At 63.9% G+C, this 18,209-nt stretch carries 15 protein-coding genes; 6 read left to right on the top strand and 9 right to left on the bottom strand.

What is annotated here, in order from left to right; all coding sequences use genetic code 11:
- Positions 1 to 119: 119 nt before the first annotated feature.
- The 4 genes from H7A19_20130 to H7A19_20115 all read right to left on the bottom strand — a co-directional run bounded on the left by H7A19_20130 (position 120) and on the right by H7A19_20115 (position 6,453).
- The gene (locus H7A19_20130; GenBank protein ID MCP5477139.1) at positions 120 to 1,160 is read right to left on the bottom strand and encodes an adenosine deaminase; all 1,041 of its coding nucleotides are present in this window, start codon (positions 1,158 to 1,160) and stop codon (positions 120 to 122) included.
- A 93-nt stretch (positions 1,161 to 1,253) separates the two neighbouring features.
- Positions 1,254 to 3,965, bottom strand: coding sequence for a pyruvate dehydrogenase (acetyl-transferring), homodimeric type (aceE, locus tag H7A19_20125; GenBank protein MCP5477138.1), 2,712 nt, complete (start codon positions 3,963 to 3,965; stop codon positions 1,254 to 1,256).
- Positions 3,966 to 4,484: 519 nt separating this feature from the next.
- Positions 4,485 to 4,907 (bottom strand): DNA polymerase III subunit chi, encoded by a 423-nt coding sequence (locus H7A19_20120; protein ID MCP5477137.1) that lies wholly within the window; start codon positions 4,905 to 4,907, stop codon positions 4,485 to 4,487.
- Positions 4,908 to 4,983: 76 nt separating this feature from the next.
- Complete coding sequence (locus tag H7A19_20115; GenBank protein ID MCP5477136.1) at positions 4,984 to 6,453, bottom strand: leucyl aminopeptidase; 1,470 nt, start codon at positions 6,451 to 6,453, stop codon at positions 4,984 to 4,986.
- A 206-nt stretch (positions 6,454 to 6,659) separates the two neighbouring features.
- Here H7A19_20115 and lptF point away from each other — a divergent pair, with 206 nt between their 5' ends.
- The 6 genes from lptF (at position 6,660) to hslU (ending at position 12,968) form a co-directional block, all read left to right on the top strand.
- Entirely contained in the window at positions 6,660 to 7,769 is a 1,110-nt protein-coding gene (lptF, locus tag H7A19_20110; GenBank protein MCP5477135.1) for an LPS export ABC transporter permease LptF, read from the top strand.
- Positions 7,766 to 8,842 carry an LPS export ABC transporter permease LptG gene (gene lptG, locus H7A19_20105; GenBank protein MCP5477134.1) on the top strand — a complete coding sequence of 359 codons (1,077 nt, stop codon included), beginning with the start codon at positions 7,766 to 7,768 and terminating at the stop codon, positions 8,840 to 8,842. Before lptF ends, lptG begins: the two co-directional genes overlap by 4 nt.
- Positions 8,843 to 9,104: 262 nt before the next feature.
- Complete coding sequence (locus H7A19_20100) at positions 9,105 to 10,256, top strand: PLP-dependent transferase (GenBank protein MCP5477133.1); 1,152 nt, start codon at positions 9,105 to 9,107, stop codon at positions 10,254 to 10,256.
- Positions 10,257 to 10,608: 352 nt separating this feature from the next.
- Positions 10,609 to 11,145 carry an ATP-dependent protease subunit HslV gene (hslV, locus tag H7A19_20095; GenBank protein MCP5477132.1) on the top strand — a complete coding sequence of 179 codons (537 nt, stop codon included), beginning with the start codon at positions 10,609 to 10,611 and terminating at the stop codon, positions 11,143 to 11,145.
- A 97-nt stretch (positions 11,146 to 11,242) separates the two neighbouring features.
- Positions 11,243 to 11,557 carry a four helix bundle protein gene (locus tag H7A19_20090; GenBank protein ID MCP5477131.1) on the top strand — a complete coding sequence of 105 codons (315 nt, stop codon included), beginning with the start codon at positions 11,243 to 11,245 and terminating at the stop codon, positions 11,555 to 11,557.
- An 82-nt stretch (positions 11,558 to 11,639) separates the two neighbouring features.
- Positions 11,640 to 12,968: an ATP-dependent protease ATPase subunit HslU gene (hslU, locus tag H7A19_20085; GenBank protein MCP5477130.1), complete on the top strand. Its 1,329-nt coding sequence runs from the start codon at positions 11,640 to 11,642 to the stop codon at positions 12,966 to 12,968.
- Positions 12,969 to 13,272: 304 nt separating this feature from the next.
- Here hslU and H7A19_20080 read toward each other — a convergent pair whose 3' ends face one another.
- The 5 genes from H7A19_20080 to H7A19_20060 all read right to left on the bottom strand — a co-directional run bounded on the left by H7A19_20080 (position 13,273) and on the right by H7A19_20060 (position 18,183).
- Positions 13,273 to 14,844 (bottom strand): hypothetical protein, encoded by a 1,572-nt coding sequence (locus H7A19_20080; GenBank protein MCP5477129.1) that lies wholly within the window; start codon positions 14,842 to 14,844, stop codon positions 13,273 to 13,275.
- Between the two features lie 252 nt (positions 14,845 to 15,096).
- Positions 15,097 to 15,465, bottom strand: coding sequence for an HNH nuclease family protein (locus H7A19_20075; protein MCP5477128.1), 369 nt, complete (start codon positions 15,463 to 15,465; stop codon positions 15,097 to 15,099).
- Positions 15,466 to 15,651: 186 nt separating this feature from the next.
- The gene (locus tag H7A19_20070) at positions 15,652 to 16,191 is read right to left on the bottom strand and encodes a DUF1003 domain-containing protein (protein ID MCP5477127.1); all 540 of its coding nucleotides are present in this window, start codon (positions 16,189 to 16,191) and stop codon (positions 15,652 to 15,654) included.
- Between the two features lie 62 nt (positions 16,192 to 16,253).
- Positions 16,254 to 17,180: a DMT family transporter gene (locus H7A19_20065; protein MCP5477126.1), complete on the bottom strand. Its 927-nt coding sequence runs from the start codon at positions 17,178 to 17,180 to the stop codon at positions 16,254 to 16,256.
- A 136-nt stretch (positions 17,181 to 17,316) separates the two neighbouring features.
- Positions 17,317 to 18,183 carry a hypothetical protein gene (locus H7A19_20060; GenBank protein ID MCP5477125.1) on the bottom strand — a complete coding sequence of 289 codons (867 nt, stop codon included), beginning with the start codon at positions 18,181 to 18,183 and terminating at the stop codon, positions 17,317 to 17,319.
- Positions 18,184 to 18,209: the final 26 nt, after the last annotated feature.

The following is an 18,209-nucleotide window of genomic DNA, read 5'->3' as shown; positions in this document are numbered from 1 at the left end:
CCCGCGTTCCCTCATGAAATATGCGGGCTAGGGCCGGTAAGCGAGCGGAGCGGCGTCACGTAGGCCCTTTGGGCCAACGTGACCTACACCAAAGTAGCGACCGACACCAGGTAAGCAAACTAACGCGCAAAACCCTCGGCACAGGCCTGCAGTCGGTCGTACTGCAGGCGCTTCTGGTCGGGCGACGCAAAGCTGGCCTCGAAGCTGTTGCGCGCCAGGGTCAGGGCATCGCTGGCGCTGAGCGGCAGGGCTTCGAAGGTCTCGATGAAATTCTGGTTCAGGTAGCCGCCGAAATAGGCCGGATCATCGGAATTGACGGTCGCTACCAGACCCAGGTCCAGCATCTGCTTGAGATTGTGCTGGGCCAGATGATCGAACACGCAGAGTTTGACATTGGACAGCGGACACACCGTCAACGGCACCCGTTCGCGTACCAGACGGGCGACCAGGTCCGGATCTTTCACTGACTGCACGCCGTGGTCGATGCGCTCGACCTTGAGCACATCGAGCGCACTCCAGATGTAGGCGGGCGGACCTTCTTCACCCGCATGAGCGACCGCGCGCAGCCCGAATTTCCGGGCCTCCGCAAAGACCCGCGCGAACTTTTCCGGCGGATGTCCGACTTCGCTGGAATCCAGGCCCACGCCGATGAACTTGCCCAGGTGCGGACGGGCTTCCTCCAACGTGGCAAAGGCTGAGGCTTCATCCAGATGACGCAGAAAACACAGAATCAGTTCGGCCTGGATGTTGAGCTCACGCTGGGCCTGGTCGCAGGCCCGGCGCAATCCGTCGATGACGGCGCTGAAGGGCACGCCGCGATCGGTGTGCGTCTGCGGATCGAAGAACAGCTCGGCGTGGGTGATGTGGTCGGCCTTGGCGCGCAGAAAATAGGCCCAGGCCATGTCGTAGAAGTCCTGCTCGGTGAGCAGCACGCTGGCGCCGGCGTAGTAGATGTCGAGGAAGCTCTGCAGATTGGTGAAGGCATAGGCTGCGCGCAGGGCGTCGACACTGGCGTAGGGCAGTGACACCCGGTTGCGCTCGGCCAGGGCAAAGATCAGCTCCGGTTCCAGCGAGCCTTCGATGTGGATATGCAGCTCAGCCTTGGGCATGCCGCGGACAAAGGCCGACAACTGCTCCGGCGCCATTTGCAATTCGCTCATCGACGACTCCGCTGTGAATGTTTCGATGGTCCGAGGATGCCGGATGGCGCGCGGAGCAACCAGCCCCGAGCGCCATCGGTGGCCGGACTGGCGTCAGACCGTCCCCGGATTCGGGCGCTCGGCGTCGATGCCGTACTTGGCAATGGCATCGGCGACCCGCTGGCGTTCGATCGTGCCCTCATCCGCCAATGCCGACAGCGCGGCCACGGCAATCTGGTAGCGGTCGACCTCGAAGAAGCGACGCAAGTTGTCGCGAGTGTCGGAGCGACCGAAGCCGTCGGTGCCGAGCACGGTGTAGCGCATGCCATGTGGCAGATAGGGGCGGATCTGCTCGCCGTACGCGCGCACATAGTCGGTCGCCGCCACGGCAGGCCCGCCGGCCTTGGCCAGCACCTGCGCAACATAGGGCACGCGCGGCTTGGCCAGCGGATGCAGGCGGTTGTGACGCTCGACATCCACACCATCGCGGCGCAGCTCGTTGAAGCTGGGACAGCTGTAGATGTCCGCGGCCACGCCGAAATCCTTGGCCAGCAACTCCGCCGCCGCCATAGCTTCCCGCAGGATCGTGCCCGACCCCAACAGATTGACGTGCGGCTGCGACTTCTTGCTCTTGCTCTTCGAGTCCCGAGTCCCGAGTCCCGAGTCCCGCAAGAGGTACATCCCCTTGATGATCCCCTCGGCCGCACCCTCCGGCATCTCCGGGTGCACGTAGTTCTCGTTCATCAGGGTGATGTAGTAGTACTCGTCCTGCTGCTCGGTGAGCATGCGCTGCATGCCGTACTGCAGGATCACCGCCACTTCGAAGGCGAAGGTCGGATCGTAGCTCCTGCAGTTGGGAATGGCGCCGGCCAGCAGATGCGAGTGGCCGTCTTCATGCTGCAGGCCTTCGCCGTTGAGCGTGGTGCGACCGGCAGTGGCACCGAGCAGGAAGCCGCGGGCGCGCATGTCGCCGGCCAGCCAGGCCAGATCGCCGACGCGCTGCATGCCGAACATCGAGTAGAAGATGAAGAAGGGCAGCATCTGCAGATTGTTGGTGCTGTAGCTGGTCGCCGCCGCCAGCCAGGAGCTGAAGGCACCGGCCTCGGTGATGCCTTCCTGCAGCACCTGACCGGCCTGATCCTCGCGGTAGTACATCAGCTGATCGGCATCCATCGGCTTGTACTTCTGGCCGAAGGGCGCATAGATGCCGATCTGCCGGAACAGGCCTTCCATGCCGAAGGTGCGGGCCTCGTCGGCGACGATGGGCACCACACGCGGACCCACGGCCTTGTCGCGCAGGATCACGTTCAGCGCCTGCACAAAGGCCATCGTGGTGCTGATCTCGCGCTCGCCGGACGCCTTCAGCAGGCGCTCGAACACGCTCAGCGGCGGCGTCGGCAGCGATTCATCGGTCTTGCGCCGGCGCTGCGGCAGATAACCGCCCAGCGCGGCCCGGCGCGCCTGCAGATACTTGATCTCGGGTGAGTCCGCACCCGGATGGTAGTAGGGCACCTGTTCCAGCTGGTCGTCCGGAATCGGAATGTTGAAGCGATCACGGAAGGCCCGGATCGAATCCAGATCCATCTTCTTCTGCTGATGGGTGATGTTCTGGGCCTCGCCGGCCTTGCCCATGCCGTAACCCTTGACGGTCTTGGCCAGGATCACCGTGGGCTGACCCTCGTGGTGGGTGGCGGCGTAATAGGCGGCGTAGACCTTGTGCGGATCGTGGCCGCCGCGGTTCAGATGCCAGATGTCGTTGTCGGACATGTTGGCTACCATCGCGGCCGTTTCCGGGGTCTTGCCGAAGAATTGCTCCCGGGTGTAGTTGCCGCCCTTGGCCTTGTAGTTCTGGTACTCGCCGTCGACCGTCTCCATCATGATCTTGCGCAGCATGCCCTTGGAGTCGCGCCCGAACAGGGCATCCCAGTAGCCGCCCCAGAGCACCTTCAGCACATTCCAGCCGCCGCCGCGGAACACACCCTCCAGCTCCTGCACGATCTTGCCGTTGCCGCGCACCGGGCCGTCCAGACGCTGCAGATTGCAGTTGACCACGAAGATCAGATTGTCCAGACCCTCACGCCCCGCCAGGGCGATGGCGCCCAATGATTCCGGCTCGTCGGTTTCGCCGTCGCCGAGGAAACACCAGATCTTGCGATTGCTGGGCGGGATCAAGCCGCGGTGTTCCAGGTATTTCCAGAAGCGGGCCTGGTAGATCGCGGTGATCGGGCCCAGGCCCATCGACACCGTCGGCGTCTGCCAGAAATCCGGCATCAACCAGGGATGTGGATAGGAGCTGATGCCCTTGCCGTCGACTTCCATGCGGAAGTGGTCCAGCTGATCCTCGCTCAAGCGGCCTTCGAGATAGGCGCGGGCATACACGCCGGGCGAGGAGTGCCCCTGGATGTAGAGCAGATCGCCGGGGTGCGTGTCGGTGGGGGCGTGGAAAAAGTGGTTGAAGCCGACGTCGTAGAGCGTCGCGGAGGAGGCGAAGCTGGCGATATGGCCGCCAAGTTCACCCGGCTTGCGATTGGCGCGCACCACCATGGCCATCGCGTTCCAGCGCAGGATGGTGCGGATACGCCACTCCAGCGCGTTGTCGCCGGGCATCGGCTGCTGCAGGTGCGCCGGGATGGTGTTGATGTATTCGGTGGTGGGGTCGAAGGGCAGCAGCGCACCGGCGCGGCGACTGACTTCCACCATGCGGTCGAGTAGGAAATGCGCGCGCTCGGCGCCATCGCGCTCCAGCACCGTTTCCAGGGCATCCAGCCATTCCTGGGTCTCGACTGCGTCGATATCAGTCTTGGTGACATCGATCTTCTGGTCCATGCGCCCTCCCGCGGCTGTCGTTGGTCGTCTCAAGACCGTCGATTATGGACCGTGGCGGGTGCGTTTGAGTGACATACGCATAGGTATGCATGGGGATGGCGCCGATCAGGGTCTGAACCATGGAAGTTCAGATTGCTCTCGGCGCTGCGCTTGATCGCGGATCGAAAAGGGGGCAAGGGGCAGGGGGCAGGGGACCCACGTTGCGGCACGGTCAGATCATGCGGCGTGGTTGGACCCCTGCCCCCCGCCCCCTGAGTCGAGGTTGGACACCCGCCCCTGCCCGATTTCTCTAAATCGTCAACCAAGCGGATGCGCATTTCCGGTGAGGGGCCCGGTCGCTCCGGGCGGTACGCTTGTGGGGCATCAAACAGGCCCCATGTGGCAGGGAACCCACGTTGCGGCACGGTGAGATCATGCGTCGTGGTTGGACCCCTGCCCCCTGCCCCTTTTTGTTGAGGCAATTGATCAATGGCTTGCGACCCGATTGCCAACAGCGACCACCCACAATCTCGCCGTTCCCTACATATCAAACTTGCGCACGTCAAAGCCGCGCTTGCGATATTCGGCCCAGCGCTTGCGTGAGCCCTCGCGTTCGTCGGGGTTGGCGGCGACCACTTCCTTCACCGACTCGAACTGGCCTTCGGCGCATTCCTCGCGCAGGTTGATCAGCATCGGCCGATCAGGCGTCTGCGCCCCGGGCGGTACGATCAGAATGGCGGTGACCTCGTCTTCATCGTCGCCGGCGATCTGATGCGGAATGAAGGCATCCGGGTCGAATGACCAGAGCAGATCGTCCACCGCCTCGGCCTCGTCCAGTGTGCGCGTCAGGATCAGCGTCGGGATCTGCGCCTGATAAGCCTTGCGCGCCAGCTCGCACACCAGCAGCAAGGGCTGCTCGCGAAAGCGCGGTTTGTCGATCAGATAGAAGTCGGCTTGAGGCATGGGAAATCATTCAAGATGGAAAACGTAAAACGTCAATCAAGCCGCAGGGATCAATTGACGTTTTACTTTTGACGTTTTACTGCTTCTGAGACATCAGCCACTGCACCATCAATGCCACCGGGCGCCCAGTGGCGGTGCCCTTGCGGCCGGCGTCCCAGGCGCTGCCGGCGATGTCCAGATGGGCCCAGCGCTGGCCTTCGGTGAAGCGGCTCAGGAAGCAGCCGGCGGTGATGGCGCCGGCGTATTTGCCGCCGAGGTTGGCGAAGTCGGCAAAGCCGGTTTCCAGCTGACTCTGATAGTCCTCCCACAGCGGCAGGCGCCAGGCGCGGTCCATTGTGGTTTCGCCAGCGGCCAGCAGCTCGTTTGCCAGTTCATCGTCGTGACTCATCAGGCCGGTGGCGTGCGAACCCAGGGCGACCACGCAGGCGCCGGTGAGGGTGGCGATGTCGATCAGCGTATGCGGGTCGTAGCGCAGCGCATAGGTCAGCGCATCGCACAGGATCAAGCGACCCTCGGCGTCGGTGTTGAGCACTTCCACCTGATGCCCGGCCATGGTCTTGAGCACATCGGAGGGCCGATAGCTCTTGCCGTCGGGCATGTTCTCAACCGCCGGGGTGATGCCGACCACGCGGATCGGCAGCTTCAGCCGGGCGACGGCCTCCATCAGGCCGAAGACCGAGGCGGCGCCGCACATGTCGAACTTCATTTCTTCCATGCCGGCAGCCGGCTTGATGTCGATGCCGCCGGTATCGAAGGTGATGCCCTTGCCGACGAACACATAGGGCTTGCCGCTGCCGCCCTTGTAGTCCATGACCACCAGCTTGGGGGCATTGTCGCTGCCGGCCGCCACCGCCAGCAGGGCGCCCATGCCCAGCGTTTCCATCTCGGCACGCTCCAGCACTTCCACGCCGATATCCGGGTAGCGGCGCGACAGTTCGTGGGCCTGATCCGCAAGATAGGCCGGATTGCAGATATTCGGCGGCAGATTGCCGAGTTCGCGGGCCAGGCGCACGCCGGCAGCGATGCCGCTGGCGCGATCGAGTGCGTCGCCCTCGTAGCCGGCTGCGCTGAAATGCACTTCACGCAGCTCCACACGCTCGGCGCGGGCCTTCAGGGTGGCGGTGTACTTGTAGGCGGCATAGTCGGCAGCCAGCGCCGACTGCGTGAGCTTCCAGGCGATGTCCTTCTTCGGGACTTCGACTTCAGTCAGGTACGAGGCCACGGCCTCCACCGGCAGTCCCTTCAGCGCCTTGTGGGCTTCGCGCGTGGCGCGCAGGAAGCGGGCAGCATCGAACTTGCGCTGCTCGCCCAGCCCGACCACCAGCACCCGCGGTGCCGACAGTCCGGACAGTTGATGTAGCAGCGCGGTGGCGCCGAGGCGCCCGGTGATGTCGCCGCTCTCCATCAGCCGCTTCAGAAGGCCGTTGCTGGCGGTGTCGAGTTCGGCGGCGGCGCTGGTCAACATGCGCTCTTCGTAGACGCCGACGATGATCAACGAGGCGGCAACTTCCTTGGGTCGAACGGTGAGGCGCTTGAACTCCAGCATGAACGGTCTCCGGATCGGATTGGCAAAGTAGGCGGTGCGGCGGGCAGAATGCGCAGCATCGAGCCTGCCGGCATGGCGCCGGCAGCTAGCAGACCTGGAAGTCTAACCCGGATGGTCCCTGACCGAGAGTGCCAAGTCCCAGGCGGTAGGCGCAGGTTGCCTTCAGGCTGGCCTCGCCGCAGCGTCTGCCCAATGGGCCCGAAGGCATGAGCCGGCGGGTCGATCGCTATCTGGAACGCGAGGTGCGCTACGCCCTGGCAGGCGTGCTGATCGTGTTGCTGTTGGTGGTGCTGGGGGGTTTGCTGACCGATGTGCTGAACAAGATCGCGCGAGGCCGCATCCCGCCGGTGCTGCTGCTCAGCCAGATCGGGTTGCGCATTCCCGATGCGATGACTTTGCTGCTGCCCTTGGGCAGTCTGATCGCGGTGTTGCTGGCTTATGGCCGTCTGTACCGGGACAGCGAGATGGCGGTGCTGGCCGCCTCGGGCTACGGGCCGCTGCGCACTTTGCGCCCCCTGCTGCGGCTGGGTGGCTTGCTGGTGCTGCTGCAGGCGGCACTCGCGTTCTACATTGCGCCTTTTGGACGTGAAGTGGCGGCCAGGATGATCACCGAGACCCAGCGCTCGGTCGCCGTCGCCGGCTTGTCCTCCGGGCGTTTTGTCGAATTGCCTGGCAATGCCGGCGTGCTGTACGTCTCCAAGGTCAGTCCCGACCAGCGATCGGTCGAGGAGATCATGCTGGTGCGCGAGCGCGACGGCCATCGACTGCTGCTGACCGCACGCACCGGCACCATCGAGATCGACGAGGTCAGTGACGAAGTCGTGCTGAAACTGGAGACCGGCGAGCGTGTGGATGGCAAGCCCGGTGAGCCCAACTACCGGCGCATCAACTTTGCCCAGGCCGATATCGCCTTTCCCCGCACCCAGACCGATAGCGGTGACGACCCCCGGCAGTCGAAACGGACGGCAGCGCTGTGGCGCGCCGACGACATCGATTCCAGGGCCGAGCTGATGCGCAGGCTGGCGCAGCCGGTGGTGCTGCTGCTGTTGCTGATGCTGGCGCCGATCATGGCCCAGAGTGCGCCGCGGCAGCCACGCTTCGACAAGATGGTGGTGGCCATTCTGCTTTATCTGACCTACACCAATATGGTCGAACTGGCCCGGGTGTGGGCGGTGTCCGGCACCTTGCCGGCCTGGCTCGGTACCTGGTGGGTGCACGCAGCATTCGTTGCCGTCGTATTCATGGCCTGGGGCCGCGAACTGCTGGCCTGGCGGCGCGGCCGGCAGGCGCTGGCGCAACTCGGCATCAAGCCATGACGCGCCTGGATCTGCTGGTGTTCAAGGCGGTGATGCCAGCCGTCATCCTGACCTGCGTGGTTTTCGCTGGATTCGACAGCCTGCTGGCATTGCTCAACGAGCTGGACGAGATCGGCATCGGCGACTACGACATGCTGCGGGTGCTGGAATACGTGGTGCTGACGGTGCCGCGTCGTCTCTACCAGATGTTTTCGACGGCCGCGATCGTCGGCACGATGATGGGTCTGGGTGCGCTGGCCGCGCGCAGCGAACTGGTGGCGCTGCAGGCCGCAGGCGCCAGCCGCACCCGAATCGGCATCTCGGCGGTCTATGCGGTGGCCTGTCTGCTGGTCGTGGCCTTGCTGCTGGGCGAGTGGATTGGCCCACGCGCGGACCGCATGGCCGAAGATCTGGCCGCCCAATCCAAGTCCGAGGGCGTGGCCTTCAGTGGCAGTGGACTGTGGCTTCGTGACGGCAAGGCGGTGTGGAATGCCAAGCGCATCGTCATCACCGGGCCCGGCCAGCTGGAACTCTGGGAGGTCTGGCGCTACCAGTTCGGTGATGACGCCCGCCTGCAGGAAGTCATCAAGGCCGAACGCGCCAGCTTCGGCGCGGGCCAGTTCGAGCTGCGCAAGCTCAGTCGCGACAGCATCAGTGACGAGCAGATCGTCAGCGTGCAGGAGGACAGCCATCAGGTGGACACACTGCTCGATCCATCGCTGATCGAATCGCACACCGTGCGGCCGCGCCAGCAGGGCACCGCCGACCTCGCCGAAACCATCCGCTATGCGCGGGTCAACCAGCTCGACGCCCTGGCCTTCGAAAGCGCCTTCTGGTTCCGGGTGTTCTATCCGCTGGTCTGCCTGGCGCTGGCTTTTGCTGCGGTACCTTTTGCTTTCGGCAATCTGCGCAGCGGCGGCGCTGGCCAACGTCTGCTGCTGGGCATGGCGCTCGGCATCGGCTTCTATTTTGGTCAACGCACCCTGATCAATCTGGCCGAGACCAACCAGGACGGGCTGATCCTGGTGAATGCGGTGCCACCGCTCGTGCTGATCGCCATCACCTGGTGGGCGCTGCGGCGACCGGCCCGCTGAGGGCTGGTTCTTGGTTGTTGGTCGTCGGTTATTGGAAAAGGCAGGCCTGCAACTGTGGGAGCGGACTCTGTCCGCGACAAGGGCTGCGGCACATCTCGGACTGCCGTCGCGGACAGAGTCCGCTCCCACAGAATGGCAACCGATCTGCCCCGCGTCATTGGGCCGCCGTAGGCACCAGCTCTTTCCTACACTGACACCGACAACCCACAACCACCATCCCCGCTAGAATCCCCCACCCACGCCTCACCTTCCGGCCCATCCCATGTCCAAGCACGCTCTGGCCACTCGCGCCATTCACGCGGGTCAGTCGCCCGATCCTTCCACCGGCGCAGTGATGACGCCGATCTATGCCACCAGCACCTATGTGCAGCAGAGTCCGGGTGTGCATCAGGGCTTTGAGTATTCGCGCTCGCACAATCCCACCCGCTTTGCCTGGGAGCGCTGCATTGCCGATCTCGAAGGTGGCAGCAAGGGTTATGCCTTTGCCTCCGGCCTGGCGGCCACCAGCACCGTGCTCGACATGCTCGATTCGGGAAGCCACGTGATCTGCATGGACGATGTCTACGGCGGCACCTACCGATTGTTCGAGCGCGTGCGCCGGCGATCGGCAGGTTTGCAGTTCGACTTTGTCGATCTCAACGATTTCGAGGCGCTGGCGGCGGCCGTTCGTCCCGAAACCAGGCTGATCTGGGCGGAAACGCCGACCAATCCGATGCTCAAGATCGTCGACCTCGGCCGTCTGGGTGAGTTTGCCCGCAGCCGCGGGATCATCCTGGTGGTCGACAACACCTTCTGCTCGCCGATGGTGCAGCGGCCGCTGGAACACGGCGCGCACATGGTCATGCATTCGGCCACCAAGTATCTGAACGGTCATTCCGACATGGTCGGCGGCGTCATTGTTGTGGGTGACGAGCCGGCGCTGGCCGAGCAGATGACCTTCCTGCAGAACTCGGTCGGCGGCATCCAGGGCCCCTTCGACAGCTTCCTGGCGCTGCGCGGCGTCAAGACCCTGCACCTGCGCATGGAGCGCACCTGTGCCAATGCCATGGCCATTGCCGAGCATCTGCAGGGTCATCCGGGCATCGACAAGGTCATCTATCCTGGTCTGCAAAGCCATCCGCAACACGCGCTGGCGGCACGCCAGATGCACGGCTTCGGCGGCATCGTCAGTGTCTACGTCAAGGGCGGCCTCGCCGCGGCCACGCGCATGATGGAACGCTGCGAGTTGTTTGCATTGGCCGAATCCCTGGGCGGCGTCGAGAGCCTGGCCAACCATCCGGCCATCATGACCCATGCCTCGGTACCGATCGAACGCCGTCAGGTGCTCGGCATCCATGACAACCTGGTGCGCCTGTCGGTGGGCATCGAGGATGTGGGTGACTTGATTGCCGAACTGGACGCAGCGCTGGCCTAGTGTCGCCGGGACTCGGGACTCGGGACTCGGGACTCGGGACTCGGGAGAGCCGAGCGCCGGGTTGCTCAAGGGCCGTAGGTCACGTTGGCCCACCGGGCCTACGTGACACGGTGAAGCCGCGATCTTTCGCTTGCGCCCCAGATTCGCGTCTGCCGGGTCAAGGGAAAGGTCCCTGTGGGAGCGGACTCTGTCCGCGATCACCACGCCAACAGACTCCGAGGGCCGAAAAGCGCCGAGTGCAACTCGGCGATCCGAAATCGCACCATCATGATCGGCATGGCCAGCCGCTGCACCCTTTGAATTCCCGCCGGCGACCCCATGACTGGGACTCCTGTCTGCTCAGATCATGACCATGCGCGAGTCCTATCACGGCACCACCATCGTTTCTGTCCGTCGCGGCGCCGACGTCGTCATGGGTGGCGACGGTCAGGTCTCGCTCGGCAACACCGTGGTCAAGGGCAATGCCCGCAAGGTGCGTCGTTTAGGCAAGGGCAATGTCCTGGCCGGATTCGCTGGCGCCACAGCGGATGCCTTCACCCTGTTCGAGCTGTTCGACGCCAAGCTGGAAAAGCACGGCGGCAACCTCACCCGCGCCGCGGTGGAACTGGCCAAGGACTGGCGCACCGAACGCCGTTTGCAGAAGCTGGAAGCGCTGCTGGCCGTGGCCGATAGGGAAGCCAGCCTGCTGATCACCGGCAACGGCGATGTGCTCGAACCCGAGAACGGATTGATCGCCATCGGCTCCGGCGGCAACTACGCCCAGGCCGCCGCCAAGGCCCTGCTCGACCACACCGACCTCACCCCCCGCCTGATCGTCGAACACGCGCTGCACATTGCGGCGGATATCTGTGTGTTCACGAATCACAACCTCACGATTGAGGAGTTGTGAAGTGGTTGGCGAAGTAAAACGTGAAACGTCAATCGTCAATTTCGGCGCTGGCAGCTTCAGGCCTGCGCATTACGATCTTGAGCTGTGGAAGGAGTCGATGCGCCTGGCCGTGACGGTCTTTCGCTTGACGGCTGAGTTCCCGGCGGACGAAAAGTTTGGAATTTCCAGCCAGTTGCGTCGAAGCGCGATCAGCGTCCCATCAAACATTGCCGAGGGCTCCGCCAGGGGATCCCGTGCCGAACTGCGGCGCTTCCTGCTCATTGCACGCGGTTCACTCTCGGAACTGGACACGCAGCTCTGGCTCGCGCGCGAGGTAGGCCTGGTTGAAGACATCGGGCCGATCCAGGAGCGCATGTACAAGGTTTTCGGCCTGCTCAATGGCCTGATGAAGTCGCCAGGATCGAAGGTCTAGTCGTATTGCCGACCCGCTGGTCGGTGCCGCAACCCAATTGACGTTTTACGTTTCACGTTTTACCTCCCACCAAGAGCCTCAAATGACCCCTACAGACATAGTCTCGGCCCTCAACCAATACATCATCGGCCAGCACGCCGCGAAGCGTGCCGTGGCCATTGCCTTGCGCAATCGCTGGCGCCGGATGCAGCTGGAGCCGGCGATGCGTGAGGAGGTGATGCCCAAGAACATCCTGATGATCGGGCCGACCGGCGTCGGCAAGACCGAGATCGCACGGCGGCTGGCGACGCTGGCGAATGCGCCTTTCGTCAAGGTCGAGGCCACCAAGTTCACCGAGGTCGGCTACGTCGGCAAGGATGTCGAGGCGATCATCCGCGATCTGGCCGATGCGGCGGTCAAGCTGACCCGCGATCAGGCCATGTCCAAGGTGCGCACCCAGGCCGAGGAGCGCGCCGAGGAGCGCATCCTGGATGCACTGGTGCCGCGACGCACCGGCTTGTCCTTCGATCACAATCCCAGCGAATCGGTCGATCGCGACAATGACACCCGCAACAAGCTGCGCCAGCGCCTGCGCGACGGCCAGCTCGATGATCGCGAGATCGAGATCGAGCTCAGCCAGCAGATCGGCGTCGAGATTGCCGCGCCTCCGGGCATGGAAGAAATGACCAGCCAGCTCAAGGGGCTGTTCCAGGGTTTGGCCAACCAGAAGACGGCCAAGCGCAAGTTGCCGATCGCCAAGGCCCGTCAGCTGCTGATCGACGAAGAAGCGGCCAAGCTGGTCAATGACGAGGACATCAAGCTGCAGGCGGTCAACAACGTCGAGCAGAACGGCATCGTCTTCATCGACGAGATCGACAAGGTCTGCCGTCGCGCCGAGTACGCGGGAGCCGATGTCAGCCGCGAAGGCGTGCAGCGCGATCTGCTGCCACTGGTGGAGGGTTCCACCGTGTCGACCAAGTACGGCCCGGTGAAGACCGACCACATCCTGTTCATTGCCTCCGGCGCATTCCACATGGCCAAGCCCTCGGATCTGATTCCTGAACTTCAGGGGCGTTTCCCGATCCGGGTCGAACTGCAGGCGCTGACGGTCGATGACTTCGAGAAGATCCTGTCGGAGCCCTCGAATGCACTGACGCGCCAGTACTCGGCGCTGATGGGCACCGAAGGTTTGAAGCTGGAATTCACCGCCGAAGGCATCCGCCGCCTCGCCGAGATCGCCGCGCACGTCAACGAGCGCATGGAGAACATCGGCGCACGTCGGCTGCATACGGTGCTGGAGAAGTTGCTGGAAACCCTGTCCTTCGATGCCTCCGAGCGCGCCGGCGACGAAGTGACCATCGACGCGCAATTCGTCGATCAGCAACTGTCTGATCTGGTCCAGAACGAGGATCTGAGTCGCTATATCCTGTAGCCATCCAGCGTCCGGAATCCTGTGGGAGCGGACTCTGTCCGCGATGCTGTTGGCGGAGACCGGTCCCTGGTAGGAGCGCCCTTGTGGCGCGACCGTAAACGCTGGAAGCCGCCGGTCGCGACACACGGTCGCTCCTGCCAAGGCCGTTGCCTGGGTGGCAATCCGCCAGGCACCCGTCGCGGCTGAAGCCGCTCCCACAGGCAGCAAGTAGCCCGGGTAAGCGCCAGCGCACCCGGGGGCTCTACCGTGAAACCTCCCGGGTGCGCCTTCGGCTTACCCGGGCTACGGTCTCCCGCGGTCCGCCCTACTCGAAGCCATTCGCAAACAATCCCGCGGGCTGCACTTCGAACGCTCCCTTGTCGACGGCGCCAAAGCGCGGCAATCCGCGCTGATCCGTGGTGGGCGCGCCGCTGGCGGTGCCGGTATCGATGGCCGGTGAACCGCTCATCAGTGCCATGGTCTGGGTGGGCCCGCCATTGTCGGCGAGCGGCGCCAGCAGGGCATCGGCATAGACCGAATCAGGGGTCACCGGCAATTCCTGCTGGCCGAAGCTGTTCGGGCGTACCTGCGGAAACTGGATGTTGTTGGAGCCAGCCTGCACCGGATTCAGCAGCGCCCAGGGATTGAAGGCATTGCCGCCGGTGTTGTCGAAGAAGATGCTGTTGCGCAGCGTGATCGGCCGGTTCTGACCATTGGCGATGCCGCCGGCAAAGCAGACGCCGCACAGCGCGCGATTGCCGGCGATGGTGAGATTCTGCAGCAGCAGGGGCGCCGTGCCCTGCAAGTTCATGGCACCGCCCAGGCCATCACGGGCGATGTTGCCGACAAAGGTGCTGGAGACGATTTCGCCGCCGCTGGTGATCAGGCCAGCGCCGGTCTGGTGATCGAACAAGGACAGTCCGCCATAGCCATTGGCGCTGTTGTTGGCGAAGGTGCTGTCGCGGATCGACACCGGCCCGCCCTGGATGTAGGCGCCCCCGGTGTGCTGGTCGTTGCCGTCCTGAATGTTGCCGATCAGGCTGGATTGCCAGATGCGGGTCATGCTGGTCTGGTCGTAGACCGTGGTGAACAGGCCGGCGCCAAAGGCGTTGGCGTGATTGTCGGCCAGCGTGGTCCGGCACAGGCTGAGTTCACGCTCGGCACCATCGATGGCCAAGCCGCCGCCATTGCCGCCACTGCCAGGATTGCCGCCATCGCCGGTGGTCAGATTACCCAGGAACAGGCTGTCGTAGAAGCGGATGGTCTGAGTGCCGAGACCATAGAAACCGGCGCCATTGCTGCCCTGGTTGCCCTCGAAACGACAGCGCACGCAGACGAACTCGCGCATGCCCAGCAGATAGACACCACCACCGCCGCCGTCCTGGGCTACATCGATGGCCCGGTTGGCGACGAACTGCACATCGAAAGCCTGCAAGCCCACAGCACGCCAGGGCTCGCTGCCGTGGTCGTTGAGGATGGCGCCACCGGAGCGGGCGAACTCGTCGCCGCTCGCAGTGCGCGCATCGCCGTCGCGCAGGATCAGGTTCTTCAGCAGGATGTCGTAGTTGGCCAGTTGCGGATTGCTGATCTCGATGACCCGTCGCGCATTGCCACCCGAGAGCGTTGCGCCGCCGCCGTCGATCTGAACTGCGCGGGTGATTTGCAGCGTGGCATCCAGCACCAGCGTGGCGTTGCTGATGTTGAGCTGGATGGCGCCGCCTGCATCCAGCGCCGCCTGCAGTTGCGCGCGCGTGACGCTGCCGGGCTGACCATTGCCGAGCACCACCGGGCTGACCAGCGTTGGTGTGGCCGGTGTGTTGCAGTCAAAGCCCTGGGCGCTGGCATCCGCTACGCAGACAGCCAGTAGCAGAACCCCCAAACAGCCGCAGCGAGACATCGTCAACTCCTGGTTGATCTGAGCCTGATTCCACCACGGATGAAGGCGGACGCAGATGCCATGGTTGGCAGTTTGGCCTTCGCGCACAGGCTGGGTTGCAAACTGTGGGAGCGGGCTCTGCCCGCGAAGTCTTCGCCGCGGGGCCGGTACCCGCCAGTCGCGGCTGAAGCCGCTCCCACAGGCTACCGAGGGTGTCTGGTAGCCCGTTTCGCGGTCAGCCTACCTTACGATTCCCGTTCCCCGTGCCCCTTCTCACTCCTTCTTCAACAGCGCGCCCAGCGCCGCGAAGGGATTGTGACCGATGCTGGCAGCGACCTCGCCGCCGCCCAGGCTGCCGTACTGGGCATCGGTGTAGCGCGAGTGTTCGTTGTCGTGGCAGTAAACGCACAGCAGTTCCCAGTTGCTGCCATCGGGCGGGTTGTAGTCGTGATCGTGATTGCGGTGGTGCACGGTCAGTTCCATCAGATTCACCCGGGTGAATTCGCGCGCACAGCGGCCGCAGATCCAGGGGTACATCTTCAGGGCCTGTTCTCGATAGCCATGGCCGCGCTGCTCGGCGGCCTTGCGGCTCTGGGCGACGATCTGATCGAGCTTGTTCTGGTTCAGGGGCTTCTGGGCCATGGCGTTCTGCGGGTTCTGTCAGGGGTGATGATGACGGTCGCGCCGCGAGCGTGTTCCTGCACAGGCATGTGTTCGCAGGAGCGACCTTGTGTCCCGCACCAGCGTGTGTCCGTAGGAGCGACCTTGGGTCGCGACCGCTGCGCGACTGACGCCATTGTACGCCGACGAGCCACTCCGCCGTCGACATCAGCTCTGCGCGATATGCTGGTGGATCTGCACCGTCAGCGCCTCGATGCGCTCGCTCATCTGCTGGTTCAGAGCCGTCAGCTGGGTGTTCTGGTCGAGCAGTTCCAGCAGCTTCTGCATCTGCTCATTGGCCAGGATGGCGCGCTGTTCACTGGCCAGTGCCAGCGCTTCACGGTGCTGGGCATCGGCCAGCATCAGGGCTTTGTCGCGGTCGGCCTGTCGAGTCTGCGCCAACAGGATCAGCGGCGCCGCGTAGGCGGCCTGCAGACTGAAAGCCAGATTCAGAAGAATGAAGGGATAGAGATCGAAATGGGTCCAGCCGAAGGTGTTGAGCGCGATCCACAGTGCCACGATGATGGTCTGCGTGACCAGGAAGAAGGGGGTGCCGAAGAATCGGGCAAAAGCCTCGGCCTTCAGAGCAAACCAGTTGTCGCCGAACACCGAACTGCGATGGAAGATCGGCAGGTGAAAGCGCAGGTGATGACCGTGGGGCGAGGTCTGACCGTCATGGGCCGAAGCATCCGTGGGACTGTCGCTCATGGGCGCGGATTCCGTGCATAAGGGCGGAGTCCGATGATCGCACTGCCCGGCAATCGGCGTGCTCAGGCCAGTGGCCGACGCCGTCCCAGCAGACTCACCGCGGCCGAGCCGCCGACCACGGCCAGTGCGCCGGTCCACCCGAGCACGCCGATACGCTCGGGCGCGATCAGCCCCGGCACGAAAGCGGCGCCCATACTCACCGTTGCCACGGTCAACAGCGGCGTCAGGGCCAGAATGGCGCTGACCCGCGAGGCCTCCCAATGGGCCAGGGCTTCGGCAAACGCACCGTAGGCGCCAATGGTATTGACCGCGCAATAGATGATCGCAAACCAGTGCAGCCCGTCGACATGGAGCAGGTGTCTGGGCTGTGCCAGTGGCAGCAGAACCACGGCGGCGCTGGCGTAGATCACCCACAGCACGGCCTGAGAATCGAGCCGTCGCAACAGCTGCTTCTGTGCCAGCGCATAGATCGCCCAACTGCCGGCGGCGCCGAGAATCAGGCTGGCTCCGAAGGAAAAACTGACCGGCTCGGCGGCGCGTCCACGTTGCTCGAGGAAGAACAGCAGCAGACCCAACGCGACCGCACCGTAGCCCAGCCATTGTGCGGGCCGCAGCTGCTCCTTGAAGACGATCACGCCGCCAGCCGCCATCAGCAGCGGCGCCAGCTGGATCAACAGCTGTGCGTTCGCCGGTGTCGTGTAATTCAGCCCCAGCAGATAGCCGAGGTAATTGCCGATCAGGCCCACCGCGGCGATGGTCAGCAACAGCCAGCTGTTACGCGACAGCCCGGAGAACTGCCTGAACTGACCGCGCAAGGCCATGAATGCGCCCAGCGCCACCGTCGCAAACAGGAAGCGGAACCAGGTCAGGGTGTAGGCGTCCACGACCTCCAGCGCCAGCTTCAGCGCCACCGGCAGCGTGGCCCACATCAAGGCGGTGGCGATGGCCAATGCCAGACCAAGCTTCCAGCGACCGGAGGGGGAATGCATGATCATGGAGGCAGTGGTCGCGCCAGACCGGAGAGGGCCGGAAGCCAGCAGTCTGGCATTCCGGAGCCGCCATTGGACAGAGGGACAGACCTCGTCGCGCAATGACCGGGCCGTGAGTTTGCCGAACTGACAGGAACTATTGGCATCCGCGCTCGGTGCAGAAGCGCATCACCCGGATTCCCATCAGCGTCATTTCTTCAGGCGCCTGGTCCAGCCCCAGCGTAGCCAGTAAGGACTTGGCCGGGAAGCGATCTTCCGACAGGGACGGTGGCGCTCGGCTGCCCATGGCTGGCAGAAAGATGATCGGTTGCCCGATGGCCTGGATCAGTTCGTAAGCATCTCCGTTCCGCCGCAGGGTGACCGGCACTGTCACTCCCAGCAACTGATAGAAGCCCGGTTTGGCGAAGGCCGAGTTGTGCGGTCGAAACGGAGGGCGCCGGTTGGCGACATCGCTGGCGAACAGCACGATCGTAGCTTCCGGAAGTCGATACGGATCGAGTTGCTGGCCGACCTGCAGTGCGCCGACGCGCTGGTAGGGATAGCTGCAAAGCGCCTGAATCACATCAACTATCACGTGGGATACGCGGTGGTATCGATCGCGATGGAAGGCGTATCGCTCGGGTGACACAAAACTCAGCGGCAGATTGACCACCACCTGCGCTTTCAGGTCGCCGGCTGGCGGTAGCGGAGCTAGGAAGTCGGTGATCGCATCCCTGTAGTAAGAGGCACGCAATCGCGTTGCTTCGCCGACAATGGCGTAGGCGTCGACGCACCAGATCAGCAACAGCATGTAGGCATAGCTTTTCCGCATCCGAACCAGAGCACGGATCGCGGCAACAATGACAAAGGCCGTCAGCGGCGCCAGGAAGCCCAGATACCGCACTTCCTTGAATTCGATCAGTTGCAGCAGTGTGAACAGCGTGAGCCAGGTGAGAGCCACTTGCTTCGCCAGTCGTGAAGTGCCCCGGAATGTGAGGATCAGACCCGGAATGAGCAGGGCCATGGCCAACACGCCGTAGGCGCTCAAGT

Source organism: Rhodanobacteraceae bacterium (assembly GCA_024234055.1).
Classification (GTDB): Bacteria; Pseudomonadota; Gammaproteobacteria; order Xanthomonadales; family SZUA-5; genus JADKFD01.
This window is presented reverse-complemented; position numbering and strand designations above follow the sequence as displayed.